Source organism: Paucibacter aquatile, from assembly GCF_002885975.1.
GTDB classification, from domain to species: Bacteria; Pseudomonadota; Gammaproteobacteria; order Burkholderiales; family Burkholderiaceae_C; genus Paucibacter_A; species Paucibacter_A aquatilis.
In genome coordinates this window covers 698,324-719,695 of the sequence record NZ_POSP01000004.1, presented here as the reverse complement: position 1 = coordinate 719,695, position 21,372 = coordinate 698,324, and the positions used below count along the sequence as shown (strand labels likewise).

17 protein-coding genes are annotated in these 21,372 nt (G+C 64.4%); 14 read left to right on the top strand and 3 right to left on the bottom strand.

Annotation, left to right across the window (positions count from 1 at the left end):
* Nucleotides 1–10: 10 nt before the first annotated feature.
* The 4 genes from C1O66_RS22700 to C1O66_RS22685 all read left to right on the top strand — a co-directional run bounded on the left by C1O66_RS22700 (nt 11) and on the right by C1O66_RS22685 (nt 4,865).
* Nucleotides 11–964 (top strand): ABC transporter permease subunit, encoded by a 954-nt coding sequence (locus C1O66_RS22700; RefSeq protein WP_102770449.1) that lies wholly within the window; start codon nt 11–13, stop codon nt 962–964.
* On the top strand, nt 961–1,818 hold the full coding sequence (locus C1O66_RS22695) for an ABC transporter permease (RefSeq protein WP_102770265.1): 858 nt from the start codon (nt 961–963) through the stop codon (nt 1,816–1,818). Before C1O66_RS22700 ends, C1O66_RS22695 begins: the two co-directional genes overlap by 4 nt.
* A 78-nt stretch (nt 1,819–1,896) precedes the next feature.
* Complete coding sequence (locus C1O66_RS22690; RefSeq protein WP_102770264.1) at nt 1,897–3,327, top strand: DUF3138 family protein; 1,431 nt, start codon at nt 1,897–1,899, stop codon at nt 3,325–3,327.
* A 26-nt stretch (nt 3,328–3,353) separates the two neighbouring features.
* On the top strand, nt 3,354–4,865 hold the full coding sequence (locus tag C1O66_RS22685; protein WP_102770263.1) for an aldehyde dehydrogenase: 1,512 nt from the start codon (nt 3,354–3,356) through the stop codon (nt 4,863–4,865).
* Between the two features lie 27 nt (nt 4,866–4,892).
* On the opposite strand, the gene C1O66_RS22680 is transcribed toward C1O66_RS22685, so the two are convergent.
* Together C1O66_RS22680 and C1O66_RS22675 are read right to left on the bottom strand one after the other, a co-directional pair.
* Complete coding sequence (locus C1O66_RS22680) at nt 4,893–6,158, bottom strand: pyridoxal-dependent decarboxylase, exosortase A system-associated (protein ID WP_102770262.1); 1,266 nt, start codon at nt 6,156–6,158, stop codon at nt 4,893–4,895.
* Between the two features lie 71 nt (nt 6,159–6,229).
* Nucleotides 6,230–7,867 carry an acyl-CoA ligase (AMP-forming), exosortase A system-associated gene (locus tag C1O66_RS22675; RefSeq protein WP_102770261.1) on the bottom strand — a complete coding sequence of 546 codons (1,638 nt, stop codon included), beginning with the start codon at nt 7,865–7,867 and terminating at the stop codon, nt 6,230–6,232.
* A gap of 286 nt (nt 7,868–8,153) precedes the next feature.
* Between C1O66_RS22675 and C1O66_RS22670 the strand changes: the two genes are divergently transcribed.
* The 10 genes from C1O66_RS22670 (at nt 8,154) to C1O66_RS22630 (ending at nt 19,381) form a co-directional block, all read left to right on the top strand.
* On the top strand, nt 8,154–8,405 hold the full coding sequence (locus tag C1O66_RS22670) for an acyl carrier protein (RefSeq protein ID WP_102770260.1): 252 nt from the start codon (nt 8,154–8,156) through the stop codon (nt 8,403–8,405).
* Between the two features lie 11 nt (nt 8,406–8,416).
* Nucleotides 8,417–9,241, top strand: a complete 825-nt coding sequence (locus tag C1O66_RS22665; RefSeq protein ID WP_102770259.1) for a hydrolase 2, exosortase A system-associated — start codon at nt 8,417–8,419, stop codon at nt 9,239–9,241.
* A complete protein-coding gene (locus C1O66_RS22660; RefSeq protein WP_102770258.1) occupies nt 9,238–10,146 on the top strand; it encodes a hydrolase 1, exosortase A system-associated in 909 nt (302 codons plus the stop codon). The genes C1O66_RS22665 and C1O66_RS22660 overlap by 4 nt, the downstream gene beginning before the upstream one ends.
* Nucleotides 10,143–11,372 (top strand): DegT/DnrJ/EryC1/StrS family aminotransferase, encoded by a 1,230-nt coding sequence (locus tag C1O66_RS23450; RefSeq protein WP_108724360.1) that lies wholly within the window; start codon nt 10,143–10,145, stop codon nt 11,370–11,372. The genes C1O66_RS22660 and C1O66_RS23450 overlap by 4 nt, the downstream gene beginning before the upstream one ends.
* Entirely contained in the window at nt 11,369–13,576 is a 2,208-nt protein-coding gene (locus C1O66_RS22655; protein WP_165794749.1) for a GNAT family N-acetyltransferase, read from the top strand. Before C1O66_RS23450 ends, C1O66_RS22655 begins: the two co-directional genes overlap by 4 nt.
* 9 nt (nt 13,577–13,585) lie before the next feature.
* Nucleotides 13,586–14,323 carry a tetratricopeptide repeat protein gene (locus C1O66_RS22650; RefSeq protein WP_165794748.1) on the top strand — a complete coding sequence of 246 codons (738 nt, stop codon included), beginning with the start codon at nt 13,586–13,588 and terminating at the stop codon, nt 14,321–14,323.
* A gap of 43 nt (nt 14,324–14,366) precedes the next feature.
* A complete protein-coding gene (locus tag C1O66_RS22645) occupies nt 14,367–15,830 on the top strand; it encodes a lipopolysaccharide biosynthesis protein (RefSeq protein WP_165794747.1) in 1,464 nt (487 codons plus the stop codon).
* On the top strand, nt 15,830–16,909 hold the full coding sequence (locus tag C1O66_RS22640; protein WP_165794746.1) for an acyltransferase family protein: 1,080 nt from the start codon (nt 15,830–15,832) through the stop codon (nt 16,907–16,909). The genes C1O66_RS22645 and C1O66_RS22640 overlap by 1 nt, the downstream gene beginning before the upstream one ends.
* Nucleotides 16,910–16,998: 89 nt before the next feature.
* Nucleotides 16,999–17,892 (top strand): sialate O-acetylesterase, encoded by an 894-nt coding sequence (locus C1O66_RS22635; protein ID WP_102770253.1) that lies wholly within the window; start codon nt 16,999–17,001, stop codon nt 17,890–17,892.
* A 100-nt stretch (nt 17,893–17,992) separates the two neighbouring features.
* Nucleotides 17,993–19,381 (top strand): hypothetical protein, encoded by a 1,389-nt coding sequence (locus C1O66_RS22630; protein WP_102770252.1) that lies wholly within the window; start codon nt 17,993–17,995, stop codon nt 19,379–19,381.
* 66 nt (nt 19,382–19,447) lie between these two features.
* On the opposite strand, the gene C1O66_RS24150 is transcribed toward C1O66_RS22630, so the two are convergent.
* Nucleotides 19,448–20,968 (bottom strand): hypothetical protein, encoded by a 1,521-nt coding sequence (locus tag C1O66_RS24150; RefSeq protein WP_207796059.1) that lies wholly within the window; start codon nt 20,966–20,968, stop codon nt 19,448–19,450.
* Nucleotides 20,969–21,372: the final 404 nt, after the last annotated feature.

The following is a 21,372-nucleotide window of genomic DNA, read 5'->3' as shown; positions in this document are numbered from 1 at the left end:
CGCGGCCGCCATGAAGAACCCGCTCCGCCGCCTGCGCCTGCCCACGGGGCGCAGCGCTGTCATCGCCCTGCCCTATGCCTGGCTGCTTCTGTTCTTTGCGCTGCCCTTCCTGATCGTGCTGAAGATCAGCGTCTCCGAGATGGAGACGGTGCACTTCAAGGATCTGGTCAGTTATGCGGACGGCATGCTGCGCGTGGCGATCAAGCTCAGCAACTACCTCTTCATCACCGAGGACGAGCTCTATTTCAAGGCCTATCTGGCCAGCCTCAAGTACGCGGCCATCACCACCGTGGGCTGCCTGCTGATCGGCTACCCCTTCGCCTATTTCATGGCCAGAGCCCGGGCCAGCCTGCAACCGGCCTTGCTGATGCTGGTGATGCTGCCCTTCTGGACCAGCTTCTTGCTGCGCGTCTATGCCTGGAAAGGCCTGCTGGGCGAGCACGGCTGGGTGGCCGAGGCCATCGAGGGCCTGGGCCTGGACCAGCTGCTCTATTCGGCCGGCATGATCCCTGCCCTGGGCAAGCTCTTGAACACGCCCTTCTCCCTGGTGGTGGGCATGGTCTACACCTACCTGCCCTTCATGGTGCTGCCGCTTTACGCCAATCTGGCCAAGCTGGACCTGCGCCTGCTGGAGGCCGCCAGCGACCTGGGCGCCACACCCTGGCAGGCCTTCTGGCGCATCACCGTACCCTTGTCCAAGGCCGGCATCATCGCCGGCTCCATGCTGGTCTTCATCCCCTGCGTGGGCGAGTTCGTCATCCCTGAGCTGCTGGGCGGGCCACAGACCCTGATGATAGGCCGCGTGCTCTGGGACGAGTTCTTCTCCAACAACGACTGGCCCATGGCCTCCAGTGTGGCCGTGGTGATGATTCTGCTCATCATCGTGCCCCTGGCTTTGTTCAACCGCTACCAGGCGGAAAGCCAGGCCGGCCCGGCCGCGGCGCGCAAAGGAGGCCAGCCATGAGCCGCCGTGCCCTGCTCGGCCCCCAGGCCACGCGCTGGTTCGCGCGCAGCTGGCTGGTGGCTGTGTTTGCCTTCCTCTACCTGCCGATATTCACGCTGATTCTGTACTCCTTCAACGACTCCAAGCTGCCCTCGGTCTGGGGCGGCTTCACCACACGCTGGTACACCGAGCTGCTGCAGGACGGTGAGTTGTTGAACGGCCTCAAGCTTTCGCTGCAGATCGCTTTTGCCACCGCCTGCGCCTCGGTGCTGCTGGGCACTTTTGCCGCCTTCGCCCTGGTCAAGTACAAGCGCTTCACCGGCCGCACCTTGTTCGCCGGCATGGTCAATGCGCCCCTGGTGATGCCCGAGGTCATCGTCGGCCTGTCCCTGCTGCTGATGCTGGTGTCGCTGCAGCGGGCCCTGGGCTTCCCGGAGCGGGGCGCCATGACCATCTGGCTCGGTCACCTGCTGCTGGGCATGGCCTATGCCACGGTGGTGATCCAGGCGCGGCTGTCCGAGCTGAACCCGCAACTGGAAGAAGCGGCCATGGACCTGGGCGCGCGACCGCTGCAGGTCTTCGGCCTGGTGACCCTGCCCATGATCACGCAGTCCCTGATGTCGGCCTGGCTGCTGACCTTCACCCTCTCGCTGGACGATGTGGTGCTCTCCGCCTTTCTGAGCGGGCCGGGTTCGACCACCCTGCCTCTGGTGATCTTCTCGCGCGCGCGTTTGGGCGTCAGCCCCAGCATCAATGCCGTGGCCACGGTCATCATCGTCCTGGTGGCCCTGGGCGTGGTGCTGGCCAGCTACCTGATCGCCAGGGCCGAACGCCGGCGCAGCCTGGACATGGCGGCCGCACAGCGGGCCGCTTGAGTCCTCTGCCCATTCAACAGAACCGATTCCTCTTTCGTCCTCCCCATACCCACCCAATCAAGCCAAGGAGCAGATGCGATGAAGCCCACCCCGAACGCAAAGACGGCCGCCCCCTTGCTGGCCGCCCTGAGCCTGGCGCTGGCCTCGGCCTACCCCAGTGCGGCCCTGGCGCAAAGCAATGAAGAGCTGCTCAAGGAACTGCGCGCGCTGAAAGACCGCGTCGGCCAGCTGGAAGAAAAACTCAAGGCCGCCGAGCAGAAAGCCGCCGCGCCCAGCAGCGCCCAGTGGGGCATGACGCCGGCCCAGGCCCAGGAGTTCAACCGCATCGCCGTCAAGACCGAGGCCCTGGAAGACTCGGCAGAGGCCATGGGCACCAAGAACCTGAAGATCAGCGGCTTCATCGACCCCACCTACATTTACAACCGCCAAAACAACAGCAGCAGCTTCCAGCTGCTCAACAAGGATGCCTACGCCTACGACAGCGGCTACTTCGGCATGGCCCTGATCGATTTTCAGAAGGAAATGGAAGGTGGCACCAAATGGCGCTTGACCCTGGCACCCGAACGCGGCGTGGGCGCCACCTTCAACACCGGCTCCATCGTCCATGAGGCCAGCGTCAACATCCCGCTGGGCGACCTGCAAACCCGGCTCTGGCTGGGCCAGATCCCCGACTGGACCGGCTATGAAATGACCTTGCCTCCGCTCAACAAGCTGATCACCCACAACCTGCTGTTCGACTTCACCGCCCCTACCGCCTACACCGGCGCGGCGCTGGACCTGACCCGCGGCAAATGGCTGATCCGGGCCGGCCTGGCCAATGTCAACATCGCCCGTAAATCCCCGGGCAACAAGACCCCGGCCTTCATCTATCGCGTCGACTATGCCAAGGGCGAATTCCAGGGCTTCGGCTTCACCGGCCTGCATGGCAAGGCCTACAACTACGCCGCCGATGGCGTGGACGCCAACGGTGATCTGCGCTTTGCCGATGCCAACGGCCGCGACACGCGCGTCGACCTGCTCGAGGCCGATGCCTACTTCATCCGCGGTGACTGGACGGTCCAAGGCCAGATCAGCTGGGGCCGCCAGCGCGGCAGCGCCATCTTCAACGAAGACGGCCAACTGCGCGACGCCAGCTGGACCGGGCTGTCCACCCTGGTCGGCTACAAATTCATCCCGCGCTGGGAAGCGGTGGCACGGATGGACTATCTGCGCAACGCCAAGAACGGCGGCGGCCTGTTCGGCTACAGCAGCGACGACAGCCGCAACGGCCTGGGACGCGGTGGTGGCTTCGCCTGGGACGCGGCCAACCCCGACCCCGACACGGCCTCCAAGGGCGCCAACCGTTATGCCCTGACCCTGGGGCTGAACTATCTCTTCAACCAGAACACCATCTTCAAGTTCGAGTACCGCCTCGACGGCGCCAACCGCGCCGTATTCGGCAACCCGAGCAACGGACAATGGGCCAAACGCAACCACCTGCTGGGCTCCTCCGTGGTGGTCAGTTTCTGAGTTGGTGCAAGCACGACAGGATTTTCATGAGCAGTTCCTCCTCCACCCGCCCCAGCATCGACTGGGCCGCGCGCGCCGCCGCCGTGCAGATCGACGGCCGCCCCGTCATCGAAGGCCGCCGGGTCGACACCCAGGCTGGCCTGCAGTTCGACTGCATCTCGCCCCTCAACGGCCGCAGCCTCGGCGCTGTGTCGCGTGGCCAGGCTGCTGACATTGACGCCGCCGTGGCCTCGGCCCGCGCGGCCTTTGACGACGGCCGCTGGGCCCGCCGCGCGCCGGCCGCGCGCAAGCGGGTGCTGCAAGCCTTCTCCGAGAAAATCCTGGCGGCCAAGGAGGAGCTGGCCCTGCTGGAGACCCTGGACATGGGCAAGCCCATCCAGTACTCGCTGGCCGTCGATGTGCCCTCCACCGCGCGCTGCATCGCCTGGTATGCCGAAGCCATCGACAAGATCTACGACGAGATCGCGCCCACAGGCCCCAATGCCCTGGCCCTGATCCAGCGCGAGGCAATGGGCGTGATCGGCGCCATCGTGCCCTGGAACTACCCCATGATCATGGCCGCCTGGAAGCTGGGGCCGGCCTTGGCGGCCGGCAACTCGGTGGTGCTCAAGCCCAGCGAGAAGTCGCCACTGACGGCGCTGCGCCTGGCCGAACTGGCACTGGACGCCGGCCTGCCGCCGGGGGTCTTCAATGTGGTGCCCGGCTACGGCCATGAGGCCGGCGAGGCGCTCGCCCTACACATGGATGTGGATGCCGTCGGTTTCACCGGCTCCACTCGCGTGGGCCGCAAGATGCTGGAGTACGCGGGCCGCAGCAACCTCAAACGGGTCTACAACGAGCTGGGCGGCAAGTCGGCCTTCCTGGTCTTTCCCGATTTCGACGACCTGCCGCGCGCCGCCAAAACCGTGGCCGGCAGCATGTTCTTCAACCAGGGCGAGAGCTGCAATGCCCCTTCACGCGTGCTGGTCCATGACAGCATCGCCGATGAGTTCCTGGCGCTGCTGGCCGCCGAGGCGCCCAAATACCAGGCCGGTGACCCACTGGACCCGCGCACGGTGATGGGTGCCCTGGTGGACGCCGGGCAGCTGGGCACGGTGATGGGCTATATCGAATCGGGCCGCAGCGAGGGCGCGCGTGCGGTCGTCGGCGGCGAACAGCAACGCGTCGAAACCGGCGGCTACTTCGTCGCCCCCACCATTTTTGACAGCGTGAGCCCGGGCATGAAAATCGCCCGCGAAGAGATCTTCGGCCCCGTGATGAGCGTGCTGCGCTTCAAGGATGAGGCCGAGGCCGTGCGCCTGGCCAATGACAGCCCCTACGGCCTGCAGGCCAGTGTCTGGAGCAGCCACATCGACCGCGCCCACCGCGTGGCCCGCGCCCTTCGCGCCGGCACGGTGCACGTCAACCAGTACGACGAAGACGACCTGACCGTGCCCTTCGGCGGCTACAAGCAAAGCGGCAACGGGCGGGACAAATCACTCCATGCCTTCGACAAGTACACGGAGCTGAAAACGACCTGGCTGCGCATCAACCCCTGAACAGGGCCGGAGGTCCGAGACCGAGACTCAGACCAGCACTTCCACGCAGCGCGGGTGGCCGAGGAAATGCTCGGGGCTGGCGCTGGCGCCGTAAGCCCCCGACTGGAACACCACCGCCAGATCGCCGATCTCGGCCACCGGCAGGTCCATGCGATCCGCCAGCAGGTCCAGCGGCGTGCACAGTGGGCCCACGACCGAGGCGGTCTCGCGCTCAGCCACCGGCGCTGCACCATGCTGACGCACGATGGTGACCGGATAGTTCTTGCGAATGACCTGGCCGAAATTGCCCGAGGCCGAGAGGTGGTGGTTCAGGCCGCCGTCGGTGACCAGATAGGTCTGTCCGCGCGAGACCTTGCGATCGACGATGCGGGTGACGTAGATGCCGGCCTCGCCGACCAGATAACGGCCCAGCTCGATGACCAGATGCGCTTGCGGCATGTCCACCGCGGCGCGCTCGACCAGCTGCTGCAGATTGACGCCGATCGGGCTCAAGTCCAGTGGCTGCTCGCCCGGGAAATAGGGAATGCCGAAGCCACCCCCCAAATTCAGGAACTTGACCGGCGATGGCGCCAGGGCCGCCAGGCGCAGGGCCAGCTCGTAGGACTTCTGCTGCGCCTCGCAGATGGACTCCGGCTTCAGGTTCTGCGAACCGGCAAACAGATGGAAGCCTTCGAAGGCCAGGCCCAGGCGGCCGATTTCGGCCAGCAGCTCGGGCATCTGCTCGGTGTCGATGCCGAATTGCTTGGGGCCGCCGCCCATCTTCATGCCCGAACCCTTGAGCTCGAAGTCGGGGTTGACACGCACGGCCACGCGGGCCGGCAGACCATAACGCTGGGACGCAGCGGCCAGCACTGGCAGCTCTCTTGCTGACTCCACATTGACCAGCACACCAGCCGCCACGGCTTGTTGGAGCTCGATGTCCCGCTTGCCGGGGCCGGCAAAGCTGATCTCGACCGGATCGGCGCCGGCATTGAGCGCCACTTGCAACTCGCCGGCCGAGGCCACGTCGATGCCGTCGACCAAACCGGCCATCCAGCCCACCACGGCGGGCAGCGGATTGGCCTTCATCGCATAGTGCAGCTTGACCTGCTTGGGCAGGGCAGCGCGCAACTGGGCCACGCGCTCACGCAACAGGCCACGGTCGTAGGCATAGAACGGAGTCTGACCCACGCGCTCGGCCAGCAGGCTCAGGCTTTGACCGCCGATCTGCAGCGAGCCGTCGGCCGCTTGCGGGAACTGGGTCATGGGGGCGTGCACCGGAGCGCGCTTGGGGGTGGGCGTGGCGTCAGACATGGTGGGTTCGGGAACGTCTTCTGGGAATGGGTGGCGGCTCAGCGGTCGATCAGCGGTCAATCAGTGGTCATTCAGGCCGAAGTCTGCTGGCGCTCGACCCAGGCGGTGGACAGCAGCTTGCGGTCGATCTTGCCGTTCGGGTTGCGCGGCAGCGGGCCGGGCTGGGCCTCGATGCCTGCGGGCACCATATAGGCGGGCATATGCAGGCGGCACTGCGCTTGCAGCGCGGCCAGGTCCAGCGCTTCCGCGCCGGCCGGCGGCGTGGCGATGACCTGGATGGCCTGGCCCAGCGTCGGGTGGTCCACGCCGAAGGCCACGCACTCGCCGACCAGCTTGGTGGCGTAAAGGATCTCTTCCACCTCGGTCGGGCTCACGCGGTAGCCCGAGGTCTTCATCATCTCGTCGCGGCGGCCAATGAAGTAGAGGAAACCTTCGGCGTCACGGCGCACGTTGTCGCCCGAGAACACGGCGTACTCGGGCAGCTGCAGACCGCCTTCGCGCCCTCCCACGCCGGCCAGCAGCAGCTTGTAGCGCTCAGCCGTTTTCTCGGCGTCGTTCCAATAGCCCAGGCCCACCAGGGCGCCGCGGTGCACCAGCTCGCCCGGCTCATCGGGCGCGCATTCGCTGCCGTCCTCGCGCAGCACCAGGATCTCGGCGTTGGGGATGGCCTTGCCGATGGAGTCGGGCCGGCGGTCCACCTCTTCCGGCGGCAGATAGGTCGAGCGGAAGGCCTCGGTCAGGCCGTACATCAGGAAGGGCTTGGCAGCCGGCACGCGCTGGCGTAGCAGATCCAAGGTTTCGCGCGGCATGCGGCCACCAGTGTTGGCGAAATAGCGCAGGTTCTCGTTGATCGCGGCCGGCCACTCCAGCTGCGAGAGCTGGATGTAGAGCGGTGGCACTGCAGTCAGGCCAGTGACCTTCTCGCGCTCCATGGCCTTGAGCACATCGCGCGGCATCAGGTAATTCAGCAGCACCACGCGCGCACCCGAGTGGAACGCCGTGGTCAGCTGGCTGAAGCCAGCATCGAAGGACAAAGGCAGCGCTGCCAGCAAGGTGTCCTGCGCATGGTTTTCCAAGTAGCTGGCCACGCTCTTGGCGCCGGCCACCATATTGCGGTGCGAGAGCACCACACCTTTGGGGCGACCGGTGGAGCCCGAGGTGTAGAGGATGGCGACGATATCGGTGTCGATGACGCGGTGGCCGGCGCAGGCCGGGGCGGCCATGAACTCGGCCCAGCTGTGCAGGCGCACGCCCTCGGGTGGCGGGGGCAGCGTGGCGTCCGCGCCTTCGGTCAGCACGATGTGCTTGAGGCTGCTGCCTTGCGCAAGTGTGGGTTGCAGCAAGGCGTAGCGCTCGGGCGAGGTGAGCAGCACGCTGACAGCGCAGTCGGCCATGATGAAACCGACCTGCTCGGGCTTGAGCAAGGGGTTCATGGGCACGAACACCATGCCGGCTGCCGGTGCGCCAAAGCTGCCCACCACCGTCTCGATGCGCTTGTCCAGATAAATGCCCACGCGGCTGGCGCGCGCCAGGCCCGTGCCCATCAGCCCCTGGCTGAAGGAGCGCACCTGATCGGCCAGCTCTGCATAGCGCAAATGGGTCGAGCCGGCGGTCAAGGCCAGGGCGTCGGGCGTGCGCGCGGCGCTCACCAGAATCAACTCATGCAGCAAATGGGCTTCCCGAACGGGCACGGAACTAGATTCAGTCATGCTTCACCAAGCAAATAGGCAGGCCAGAAAACAAGAGCTCAAAATGTAGCGCATGGCCCCCGGGCTGAACCCAGCCGCCCCAGTGCCGCACGCGAGCAGGCGGGAGTGTGCACGCGATTGGGCGCCGCGCTTTCGTGCCGCGCGTGAAAACTACCTCTTCCCCCCCAGGAGCAGGGGGGCTGACAGAGGGAAATCGCGCCATTTCGGCCTGATAAGATCGCGCGCCGCAACGCCACTAGCGATGCCCGCTGGCGCAATCCCCGCGCCCTACAACCGAAGCAGCCGAATGAGCACAGAAAAGCATGTCCTGAGGATTCTGGACGAGGTCCTGAGTCTGGATGGCCGCAGCGCCACCTTCACCCGCGAAACGCCTTTGCTGGGCGCCGTGCCGGAGCTCGATTCGATGGCCGTGGTCAGCCTCATCACCGGACTGGAAGAACAGCTGGGCATCGTCACCGACGACGATGAGATCGACGGCGCGACTTTCGCCACCGTCGGCTCCCTGGTGGACTTCGTCGCCGCCAAGCTGGCCGGCTGAACCACGCCTGCATGAGCGCGCCGCACGCCGTATTCCTGGATGCCCCTCATAGCGCCGACCAGCGCTATGCCTTGCTTCACCGGCCTGTGGGCCCGCTTCGCGGGCGCGTGCTCTACCTCCCGCCGTTCGCGGAGGAGATGAACAAAAGCCGGCGCATGGCCGCCCTGCAAGCGCGGGCGCTGGCCGAAGCCGGCTACGCCGTGCTGCAAATCGATTTGCAGGGCTGCGGCGACAGCGATGGCGATTTTGGCGATGCCTCCTGGCAGGGCTGGATCCAGGACTGCCTGCTCGGGGTCGAATACCTCAACACGCAAGTGGGCCGCGAGGCCCCGCTGACGCTCTGGGGTCTGCGCGCCGGCTGCCTGCTCGCGCCGGCAGTGGCCGAAGCCCTGGACGAAGCCTGCCATTTCCTCTTCTGGCAGCCGAGCACTCAAGGCAAGCTGGTGCTGCAGCAGTTCATTCGATTGAAGACGGCCGCCGCCATGATGGACGGCCAGCAAAAAGGCTTGGCGGAACAGGTCCGCCAGACCTTGACGCAAGGCGACTGCGTCGAAATCGCAGGTTATCGCCTGCCACCAGGCGTGGCGCATGGCCTTGAAACCGCCAGCCTCAAGCCACCGCCGCGCAAGCTTGACAGCCAGCCCCGCGTGGCCTGGATCGAGATTTCACGCAGCGCGACGGAGCTGAGCCCCGCCTCTCAAACCATGATCGGCCAATGGCAGAACCAGGGTTACGCCATGCGCAGCGCCTTGGCACTCGGCCCTTCCTTCTGGCAGACGACCGAGATCGAGGACGCGCCGGAGCTGTTGACCGTCACCCGAGAGCTGATGGCATGAGCACGGTGACCAGCAAGTCCTACCTTCAACAGGCACTGACCTTCACCTGTGAGGGGCAAACCCTGCAGGCGGTGCTGACCCTGCCGCCGGCAGAAGTCACAGCGCAGGCGCTGGGCGTGCTGATCGTGGTCGGGGGGCCCCAGTATCGAGCGGGCAGCCATCGCCAGTTCACCCTGCTGAGCCGTGAACTGGCGCGCCAGGGCTTTCCCGTGCTGCGCTTCGACCACCGAGGCATGGGCGACAGCAGTGGCGAGCTGCATGATTTCAAACAGATCACGGCCGACATCGGCGCTGCCCTCGACGCCTTCCAGGCGGCCTGCCCGGGCGCGCAGCGCCTGGTGATCTGGGGCTTGTGCGATGCCGCTTCGGCCGCGCTGATGTACTGGCAGCGCCGTCGTGACACCCGTCTGGCCGGCCTTTGCCTGCTCAATCCCTGGGTGCGTTCCGAGGCGAGCCTGGCCAAGGCCACCGTCAAGCATTACTACCTGGACCGACTCAAGCAGCCGGAGTTCTGGAAGAAGCTACTCAGTGGCCGCGTTGCAGGCGCGGCTCTGCGCGATCTGCTCGGCAACCTGCGCCGTGCGCGAGCGGCAGGCGCAGCCAAGGCTGCCACGAGCCTGAGTTTTCAAGTGGAAATGGCAACCGCCTGGCGCCAGCTGAATTCGCCCTTGCTGCTAATCTTGAGCGGCCGGGACCTGACGGCCAAAGAGTTCCTGGAACATGCCCAGGCCGACGCCGGCTGGCAGGGTCTTCTCCAGGCAACTTATGTGACGCGCGCCGATCTGACCGAAGCAGACCACACCTTTTCGAACGCGGCTGCTCGCGATCAGGTGGCCCAGCTGACGGCTGACTGGCTGCGCCAGGTCTCCAGCAAGACCCCGCTCGACGCACGGGCACACCCATGAACTCGGTGCCCGAGAGTCCACCGCGGCCTGTGTTGCGTCGCTTGCGCTTCGACGCCAGCCCTTGCCGCTTCCCGCGCGCCGCCGTGCCCATGCTGGCGCCGGTTGACCGCAAGCAAATCAGTTGGTGGCGGCAAGAGGGAGTGAGGCTTGACCCGACACGCACCCAAGTCTTTCTGCGTGGCCGCTACGCATTGTTCGAGGCCTGTCGGCGCGCAGGGCTCGCGCCTGGTCGCACCTTGCTGGCCCCGAGCTACCACTGCCCGACCATGGTGGACCCGGCCCTGCGTCTGGGCGCTGACATCGCGCTCTACGCCTTGCGCCCCGATCTTGCCGTTGACTTGCCTGCGCTCCAGGCTCTGCTGCAAAGCCGAGACCTGCGCGGCGGCTGTCTGCTGTTGACCCACTTCTTTGGCTTTGCCCAATCGCCCGAGCTGATGCAAGCGGTACGCGCCCTGTGCGAGACCCATCAACTCAGCTTGATCGAAGACTGCTCGCACTGCCTGGCACTGGGGCCCGGAGCACTGCCCGAAGGCATCGGCATGCACGGCGATTACGCGGTTTCCAGTCCCTACAAGTTCATCCCCGTGCCCGAGATGGGCCTGCTCTGGACCCGCCCAGAGGGCCCGATCGCGGCAAACATCGAAACGCCCCGCCGAGGCCGCCAGGGCTGGCGACAGGTGGCTCAGTTGCTGCGCGAGCTGGCGGCAGGTCCTGCACAGGCGCCGCGCTTTGTCGAGCCCGATCCGCAGTTGACCGCTGCGGCTACGCCGGCCCGGGAATGGGAAGAAGATTGCGTCGGCATTTCATCCCATTACCTCCCCACCGATGAAGGCAGCTACCAACTGCCCATCTCCAGCTTCATTCTGGCTCGCAGTGCCTTGGCCCCAGTGGCGGCTCGGCGGCGCGAGAACTTCCGTCGCTGGCTGAACCTGTGCGCTGAGTTGCCCTGGCTCCGGCCCCTGCACGCAAGCCTGCCCGAAACCTGTGTGCCTTATATGTTTCCGGTGCTGCTGGAGGCGCCTGAACTCCACTTTGCCCGACTCAAGCATGCCGGCCTGCCGATCTGGCGCTGGGATGACGAACTGGCCTCGGAATGCAGCACGGCGCGCCGCTATCGACTGGGCCTGCTGCACCTGCCCTGCCATCAAGGCTTGAGCGAAGCGCAGTGGCACTGGATGAGCCGTACCCTGCATGCTTGCCTGTCGCGGCAAGGAGCCCGACCATGAGCGGCAGCTGGAGCTGTCACCCGCTTCGACATGCGCTCGGCGATTTCAGCGTGGAGTGGGATGAGCTGAACCGCCAAAGCTTCCGTGCCCACCCCATGCTCTGGAGCGGGTTCGTCAACCAATTGCTCAAACACTTTGGAAACGGAAGCGAGTTGCTCTGCATCCGCCGCCAAGACGGCAAGGCCGATGCCATGCTGGTGCTGCGCCGCCGAGACTTCGGCACCTGGGCCACGTTTCTGCCAAGCCAGGCCCAAATCGCGCCGGCCTTGCTACCCGATCTGGCTGCGGCCCAAGACCTGCTGGCCCATCTGCCCGCTCCTGCCTGGGCCCTGGATCTGATGTGCATCGACACCGGATTCACCCAAACCGCTGGCCTCGAGGCCAACCCGCGCGCTGCCAGCCGTTCGCTTGAACATGCCCGAACCATCGCCATTCCGATGACGGGCAGTTTCGAGAGCTACTGGGCTTCGCGGCACAAAAAACTCATCAGCAATATGCGCCGCTATGAGCGACGCACCCAGGAAGAGGGCTTGCAGCCAGATTTTCGGGTGGTCGATCAGGCGCAGGACATCGACGCGGCAGTGCTTCGTTATGCCGAGCTTGAATCACGCGGATGGAAAGGCAGCACGGGAACAGCCCTCAGCGCTGACAACCAGCAAGGCCACTTCTACCGCGAGATCATGCGAGAGTTTGCCCAGCTGGGCAAAGCGCTGGTGTTCGAGATGTGGTTCGGGGCCGATTTGGTCGCCTCGCGCCTGGTCATCCTGCGCAATGAATCGGTGGTTTTTCTCAAAACCACCTACGCCGAGGCCTATGCCAGACTTGCACCGGGAAGGATACTGCTGATGTTTGTCATTAGGAATCTGCACCAGCGCTATCCGGGGCGCCGAATTGAGTTCTACACCAATGCCGATCAGGATCTTTTGTCCTGGGGCAGCGAGTCTCGGCTCATCCTCCATTTCAGCCTGTATCGCCACGCCTTGATAGCCAGAACCTTCAGCGCCGCGCGCCAGATCAGGCGTTGCTTCACACCCAGCCTGCTCGACCCCAGCCTGCCCCAGGCAGAAGCCTCGCTGGAGTTCTACAAGCGGCCTACCGACTTCCCGGACGATGTGAAGGCCCTGATGGCCCAATCCGAACGCCAGTCTGCACAGTTCAGCTCGGATTGGTACCAGGTGCTGCTGGACACGGTGATGACGGCCGAAGACGCCCCCGGCTTTTACGTGCTGCGCCGTCAGGGCAAGGCGCTGATCGTGCTGCCGGTGCGCATGGAAATGGACTTGGCACCGCGCCATGGCCGGCTGGTGGCACTGGGCAATTACTACACCGCGTTGTACGCCCCGGTCCTGGCACCCGAGGCCCAGGTCACGGACATCACTCATTTGTTCCGCATGATCTTGGCCGAACGACCCGAGATCTACGCCATGTACTTCGCGCCGCTCGATCGCGACTCGGATGCCTACCGCATGCTGGGCGAAGGCATGCGCCAGGCTGGACTCAAGACTCACCCATATTTTTGCTTTGGCAATTGGTTCCAGACCATCACGATCAGCGGTGATGCCTTTGTGGATCAGCTGAGCACCAGTCTGCGCGGCACAGTCCGACGCATGCGCAAGAAGCTGCTGCAAGAACAAGGGCGGCTTGAGGTGATCACTGACCCAGCCGACCTCGAGCGCGGCCTGGAGGCCTTTGCCTCGGTCTATGCGCGCAGCTGGAAGAAGCCCGAGCCCTACCCTGATTTCATCCCGAACCTGATGCGCCGTTGTGCCCAGCGCGGTTGGCTGCGCCTCGGCCTGGCCTGGCATGGCGACACCCCGATTGCCGCCCAGCTGTGGCTGTCGTCCCATGGTCGTGCCGACATCTACAAGGTGGCATACGACGAAGAGTACAAGCGCTTTGCGCCCGGCAGTGTTCTGACCGCCGAGGTCATGAAGCATGTGATCGACATCGACCAGGTCAAGGAAGTCGACTACCTGATTGGCGACGACCCCTACAAGAAGCGCTGGCTCAGTCAGCGGCGCGAACGTTGGGGTTGGGTGGCCTACAACCCGAAGACCTGGCCCGGTCTCAAGCTCCATGTACGAGATCGCCTGGCCACGTGGCTGCGCCCCTGGCTGGCGCGCCTGCAACAGGCCTGGCAAAGACTACGCAAAGCTCCGGAAGATGCTGCAACGCAGACGACCAACCTCCCTGACAATGCTTGAATGCCCGCCATGCCCTCATCCAGCGTCACCCCACACCGCCGCCCTCACCGCGTTTTGATGGTCGCTACGCTCTTGTGCCTGACGCTCCAGGCACCCGCGCACAGCGCAGAGCAAGGCAACTTCACGGCCGGAGAAATCGCCCTGCTGCCCGATTTTTGCCAAGACCGCCTGAATTACCCGGTCTACTCCTTTTCCCATCCCAAATGGGCGTACTGGGGCGCGCGGATGGGCGAGACCTTCAAGCATGTGCACCACTACTGCTGGGCCTTGGTCAGCCTGCGACGCGCCAGCATGACACCCAACAAGGAAAAACGTGCCCACTTGGTGACGACCGCGCTCAACGACCTGGAGTACGTCATCAACAATGCCTCGGCCGACTTCCGCCTGAAGCCTGAGGTGTACGCACGCATCGGCGACGCCGCTTTGCAGTTGGAGAACTTCAGCAAGGCCTTTGACGCCTACGACAACGCACGCCAGATCAAGCCAGGCTACCCGCCGGCCTACACCGGCTGGGCAGAGGTGCTGGTCAAGGCGGGCCAGAAGGATGCGGCACGCGAATTGATCGAAGAAGGGTTGCGCCACGCTCCGGATGCCCCGGAGTTGCGCAACTTCTACCGTCGCCTGGGCGGTGATCCGTCCAAGGTGACCCCCTACCCATCCCCAGCGGCGGCCTCGTCCGCGACGGCCGCCGATGCCACTGCCTCCGCGCCCAGCGGCTCTGCCAGCGACGCTGGTCGCAGCCGCTGACGTCGCCCATGGCCATGTCTGCCCACGAGATTGCGTTTTCCCGATGACCACTGTCCGTCGCTCCCTGGCTTACTCACTGGCCGACAACTATCTGGGCGTGGTGCTGCAATTGCTGAGCACCCTGGTCATTTCCCGGCTCTTGAATCCGACTGAGATCGGCATCTTTGCCGTCGCTGCGGTGCTGTCCAGCCTGGCCTCCACATTTCGGGACTTCGGCGTGGCTGAGTACCTGATCCAGGAGAAAGAGCTGACCGCGGACAAGATCCGGGCCTCGCTGGCAGCCAATATCGGCGTGTCTTGGCTGATGGCCGCTTTGCTTTTCTTCGGCAGCAGCTGGGTCGGAGAGTTCTATCGCCAAGACGGAGTGACCGACGTTTTGCGGGTGCTTTCGCTGAATTTTCTGTTGGTGCCTTTTGGCGCCGTGACCATGGCCTGCTTCCGGCGCGACATGAACTACCGGCCGATCTTCCTGGTCAATATCAGCGCCAATATCGTCGGTTTCATCGTGGTCATGGCCTGTGCGCTGGGCGGCCTGGGCTATATGAGCATGGCCTGGTCCTCGCTGGCCTCCATCGTCTGGACCGTGGCTTTGGCCAACTTCATGCGACCAGCCAGCATGCCCCGTTGGCCAGGGCTCAAGGGCATCGGCGAGGTCATCCGATTTGGCAAACAGGCCACGGGCATCTACTTGTTCTCACAAGCCGGCCGCAGCGCGCCGGAGGCCGTGATCGGACGTGTGCTCGATATGGCGGCCGTGGCCTTCTACAGCCGGGCCAATGGCTTGATGGAAATTTTCAACCGCACGGTCTTGCGCGCGGTCATGCCGATTTGCCTGCCCTACTTCGCCCGCGCGGCCCGCGCCGGTGAAGATGCCAAGACCGGCTATATCAAGGCCCTGGCCCTGTTGACCGGCATCGGCTGGCCCTTTTTTCTTTTCATCGGCTTGCTGGCCTATTCGGCCATCCGCATTCTTTACGGTTCGCAATGGCTGGACAGTGTGCCGCTGGCGCAAATCTTGTGCCTGGTGGCCGCGGCCGAACTGCCCTACTACCTGGCCGGTGAAATGCTGATTGCCCAGGGCCGCATCGACCTGGCGACCAAGCTGCAATTCGCCACTCAATGTTTCCGACTGGCCGCCTTGGCGTTGGTGATTCCATTCGGTCTGGTGGGAGCCTGCTGGGGTTTGCTGCTTGCCGCCTTGGCCACTGGCGCGCTGTCGCATGCCCTTTTGCACAAGATCGTTGGTTTCCGACTTCAACACCTGTTTGAAGCTTGCCGCAGCAGCGCCATGGTGGCGGTGCTGAGCTTCATTCCCGCATGGCTGCTGCTGCAGGCCGTGCCTTTGAATGCGGACAACTTCGTGCGCCTGCTGCTGGCCGCAGCAGGCCTGTCCGTCCCGGTCTGGCTGCTGGCGATTCGCGCGTTCAAACACCCGCTATGGCTCGAATTCAGCACGCTGGGAGGGGCATTGGCCCAGAAACTCAAGCTGAGAAAGCACGCTGCCTGATGAGCTCGACCGCCCGTGCCGCCGCTGCACCGACACGCCTGGACCAGGTCGACGCCCTGCGCGGCCTGGCCGCACTGGCGGTGGTGTTCTTTCACTACACCACCCAGCATCAAAAGCTGTTTACGCCAGCCACCGCGGCAAGCTTTTCAGTGCCATGGGGTCATCTGGGCGTCAATCTGTTCTTCATCATCAGCGGCTTCGTCATCTTCATGACTCTGGACCGTTGCCGTCAGCCCATGGATTTCGTGGTCTCGCGCTTCAGCCGCTTGTTCCCGTCCTATTGGCTGGCGATTGCCCTGACATTCACTGTGGTCAGCATCTTCGGCTTGCCCGGCAAAGAGGTCAGCGCCTGGCAGGCCGCGGCCAATGTCGTCATGTTGCACGGCTTCGCCCACATTCCGCATGTCGACGGCGTCTACTGGACGCTAGAGGTGGAGATGTTGTTCTACATCGCCATGTTCACCTTGTACCGGGTCGGACAGTTGTCAGCCGTGCACCGGGCCATCGCAGTGCTGCTTTCGATCAAGCTGGTGTACCTGGCATGCGCGCAGTTCCTGAGCATCGATCTGCCCTGGATCCTTCATCGCGCCCTGTTCCTGGGCACGGCGCCTTGGTTTGCGCTGGGCATCTGCGTGCGCCAGCTGACCCAACTGGCTGAACCGACGACAACTCCTGCACCGGCCCTGAAGCGCAGCATTGCCATTTCGGTGCTGCTGGCCCTGCTGACCATCGCCTGGGGCGAAGGTTGGCACATGGCTGTGCTGGCCGCCAGTTTGACGCTGGTGGTCCATGCAGCGGCCTTGGGGCACTTGCCCATGTTGCGCCTGCGTCTGCTGGGCTGGCTGGGCGCCATTTCCTATCCGCTCTATCTGCTGCACGAGAACATCGGTTGGGTGTTGATGAACCAGTTGCTCGCCCGCGGCATGCCCATCGATGTGGTCGTGGCCCTGGCCCTGCTCTTCAGCCTAGCATTGGCCCACCTGATCACCCAATGGGTTGAGCGCCCAGCCATGGCCGCCATTCGGCGCCGCTGGGCGCAAAGGCAGCAAGGGCACACGGCCTCACCTCGCTCCGTCTGAATTTGCACTTGAAGCCCTCAACCGTTGACCTCGCGGTCGAACAAGGCGCGCGGGACATCCAGAACTCGCGGCCTCGCCGGCGCAAATCCATGTGGGCCGCTGGTCTGCTGATCCTCCTGGCCCTGATCGCCCTGTGCGCCAGCTTAGCTCTTCAATGGCTGAAGCAAAGCCGGCGTGACGCTTGGCTGAACAGCGAACTGATGGGTCGGGCACAGCCAGCAGCCCACAGCCGACCTTGTGATGACGATCTCGGCGGCACGACGGCAGCTCCGCTCAAGCTGTTGATTCTTGGGCAATCCAATGCCGGCAACCATGGTCCGCAGCCCCCCCGTCAAGCCTTGCTGCCACGCTGGGTGCAAGTCCAACACGGCTCACAATGCCTGTGGACCCAAGACCCCTTGCCAGGCGCCAGCGGCGATGGTCGCAGCATTTGGAGTCGCCTGCCGCAAGCCCTGCAACAACAAGGCTTGATGCGAACGCCCCAATTGGCGGTGATGGCGGTGCAATCCACCACCATCGAAGACTGGAGCCGTCCCAGCAGTCCTCTGAATCGGGCATTGCAGCGGGAGCTTCACGCGCTGAAAGCGGCCGGCTGGACCCCTGATCTGGTGCTCTGGCAACAAGGCGAAGCCGATGCCTTGGCGGGCACGACAAGCACCAACTATCAGCATGCCTGGCAACGGCTGCTCACCCAGTTGCAGAACGCGGGGATTCAAGCACCGGTCTTGCTGGCCCGCTCCACCCACTGCGAGTTCGATCCCAAGGCGAGCGCTGCCAGCCGGCGCGCGGATGAGGGTCCGGTGGCGATCCGTGCGGCACTGCTGGCCTTGAGCAAAGCCCACGCCCAACTGCGCCTGGGACCGGATACAGACACATTGACCGACATCTCGCTGCGACGGGATGGCTGCCACTTTTCGGGCGCTGGCCAAGAGGCTGCGGCACAGCTCTGGGCCGAGTCCATTGCCGAAGCTCTCAAACACTGAGGCGTAGCCCGCAAGCGCTTAACCTCACGCCAACGCATCGAGCCCCGTGAACACGCCAAGCACGTACCTCGCTCGCCCGCCTGAATTGGACAAGCCCCCCATGAAATCACGCCTGCCACGCCGGGAGTTTGTGCAGTCCCTCCTCGGCCTGGGCGCGGCGCCCGTCCTCGGTACCGGGCTCACGGCTTGCGGTGGTGGCGGTGGCGGCGGCGATGGCAATGCAGTGCCAAGCCCGGCGCCGCCACCGCCACTTCAGATCAAGGGCGCGACCTGGTCGCCCACACGCGATGCCGATGGTCGCGTTCTCGCCAGCGACTGGGCCCAGCTGCCGACGATGCGGTGGTTCTTCGTCAGCGACGCCGTCCTGGACCGCGTGATCGAGACCCCACGCTACCCGAAGGCCAAGGCCAGCAGCGGGGATGCCAGCCCGAACATCGTGGCCGCCTGGGGCGGAGCAGCCTGGGACCATCAGAACCAGATCATGTACATCAGCGGCGGCGGCCATGGCGACACCCATGAATGCGAGACCGGCATCTATGCCTTGAATGCGGCACAGATGCAGTTCAGGCGCGTCGTCAATCGCGCGCCGCTCGACATGGTGCAAAGCTGGGATTTCAGCCAAGGTGAAATCGTGCCTCGTTCCTCGGGCAACGCGACCAATATGCCGCTGCGCAACGGAGTTCCCGCCGCCATCCACAGCTACGACGGTCTGGTGTGGATTCCTCCGGGGCTGCCCGGCGCAGGAGCCAACGCAGGCGGCTTGTTCTGCCCTGGCAACGCGCGAGCCATCGTCAACCTGGACTCGGGCCAGTACTCCATCGCACATTGGTTCAATCCCACACGGGACAGCGCGAACTGGTCCTACTGCACGGCCTTTCTGGACGGCGGCGCCATCTACGGGCCGCACGACAGCTTTGCCCATTTCAGATTTGAACTGGCGGCCAGCGAGGCGACCGATTGGAGCACCCAGAGCTTGGGGCGCCTGAGCTTCAATGCCATCAGCTCCAGCACCGCCTTGCCCTATGCCAACCGGAGCTGGACCTTGTTGCGCGAGCGACGCGAACAGGTCTGCCTGTTTGGCGATGCACGCGGCATCCGAGTGCGCCATGGTCAGGCTCTGGACGCGCAAGCCAGCAACTGGACCACCTACCATGAGCCGTTGAGTCTGAGCTCCAGCGACGGTTCACACCTGGACTTCAACCCCAGCACACTCGCAGACGACGGAGCTCTGGCCAATGCCGGCATGCACTACGACCACAGCCGAGCCTGCATCTGGGTGCAAAGCAATGCGAAGGACGGCGGCCTCTATCGAATTGACGGTCTCGAAGGCCGGAATTGGCGCGTCAGCCGGCAAGCCGGGCCGGCCGCCTTGCTCGGCCATCAGCACGGCACCTGGGGTCGTTTTCGCATCGCACGCTTGGCCGGCGCTGATGTAGCCATTCGACTGAGCAGCACCACCGAAGCCCTGCAAGTATTGCGCCTGAGCTGACAGTCCCAACCGGGCGACGCGGCGCAGCAAGGGGGAAGCCCCCCCTTGCCTGCGCAAGGCTCAAGCTCAGGCCGCGCTGCGCGGCCCGATGTACTCCCGCGCAATCACGACCGAGTTCATTCGGAAGTGCATATCTGCGGCGGCAGCTTCGGTACCACCGTGGTACCAGTCGAGCCAGAAGCCCTGGACGCCCATCTCAGGGTGGCAGCGCCAACGCAAGTTGGTGCGCTCCCAGGCCAGCACGCCATCCACCCAGACCCGGTACTGGCCGTCGCGGTTGGCGACACCATTGCCCAGTTCGTCGTAAGGACCGCTGATGGTGTTCATGACGATCTCATGTTCGATCGAGAACCAGCGCTCCTTGCTCAAGACCACGCCCGGCCAGTAGCAATCCTCGCCAAAGGCCGAGGCCTGGTCGAGGTGATACATGTAGTTGGCCATGGTGAACAGGCCGTCGTAGGGATTGCCGTCCTTGCTGGCCATGCCGCCGAGGCCGCGCATGGAGCAGCCCTCATAGGTCCAGCCACCGGTGCTTTTGTTTGCAACTTTGCGGCCCGTACCGGGCGAGCCACCGTTGCCGGTGGTGGACTGCCAATAGCCATTGCCTGCCGTGTTCCACCAACCGAAGCGGCCATCCCAACCGGGCATCTTGTTGGCCTGCAAGGTCGAGCCCCAGTCCTTTTCCAGGTAGACCATGTAACGGGCAAACAGCCGGGTCTCGACACCAGTGGGCACGCCCTTGGCGCCGCCGCTGACCACATTGCGCTGCAAGTCACCGCCTTTCAACATGCCTTTGGCGATCACGCCACGAACATAGGTCCCGGTGGCCGGCGACTCTTGCACCTGGCTGAAGCCAGGCGACATGTCTCCGGCCTGCCAACGCGTGCGATCGAGTACGGAGAAATCGCTGGCGAACAAAACCGAGCCATGTTTCTCGATGCCTTGATCACCGGGATACTTGGCAGCAATCCCGGGCTGCGCCGTGCCACTGCCGCCACCGATCCGGAACGTGGGGGGATTCAGCTCAAAGGCGTAAATGCTGCCCGGATACTTGAGTTCCAGGCAATACAACTTGATGGTGGCCTTGCTCACTTGACCGCTCACCCCACTCAAATCAAATTGAAGCGCCGCAAACCAATTGGTCTTGGACACTTCGAATTTGCTGCGGGTGTTCTTGCTAGCGGAAGAAGATGGGCTCCAAGCCGCATTGCAAATACAGGGAAGCACATAAGTGCCGGTATCGGTCACAACTTCGAGCACGGGTTTCAAACTGGCATCGCTGTGGTCTCGCCCAGCGAAATGGAATGACCAGTCCTGGTTGGTGCGCAAATAGAAGCCGCGATTCGCGCCCTGCGCCATCCAGCGCTTGACCAAAGCAGCCGCATCGAGCTGAACCCAGCCTACGGCGACACTGGCCGTGGCATAGGGCTCGCCGCCCTGGGCCACTTGTTTGGCATCCAGCCAATCGCCGACACGGAAGTTCAACCAGCCCAGCTTGAGGCGCTCGCTCCAGTAAGTATTGTTGGGGCCGCTGCCACCATCGTAGGAAAGGAACTGAGGCAGTTCACCCGGTGCAGGTGCTGGCACAGGAGCAGGCGTCGGGGCCGGCTTGGGCTCAGGAGCCGGCGCTGGCACCGGCGCAGGTGTCGGAGCGGGCGTCGGCGATGGTGCGGGGCTGGGCGCAGGGATCGGGGCCGGCGCAGGTGCTGGCGCGGGCTTAGGCGCCACATCAGCCTCCCCGCCCCCGCCGCCACCACAAGCACTCAGCGACAGACCGCCCAAGGCAGCCAGAGATGATCGCAGGAACAGGCGACGGTCTTCCGCGCTCCGTTCATCGGCGCTTCGATCTTCGGCCGAACCCATCAGTTCTGAGTCGGCCCTGCTCACGACACCGAGGTCACTCACAATTTCAATCACTGGCTTCAAATCAATGCTTTCCCTTGAGCGTGCAGACGCACATTTTTCCCCAGACGCCCTGATTGAGGTGTTGA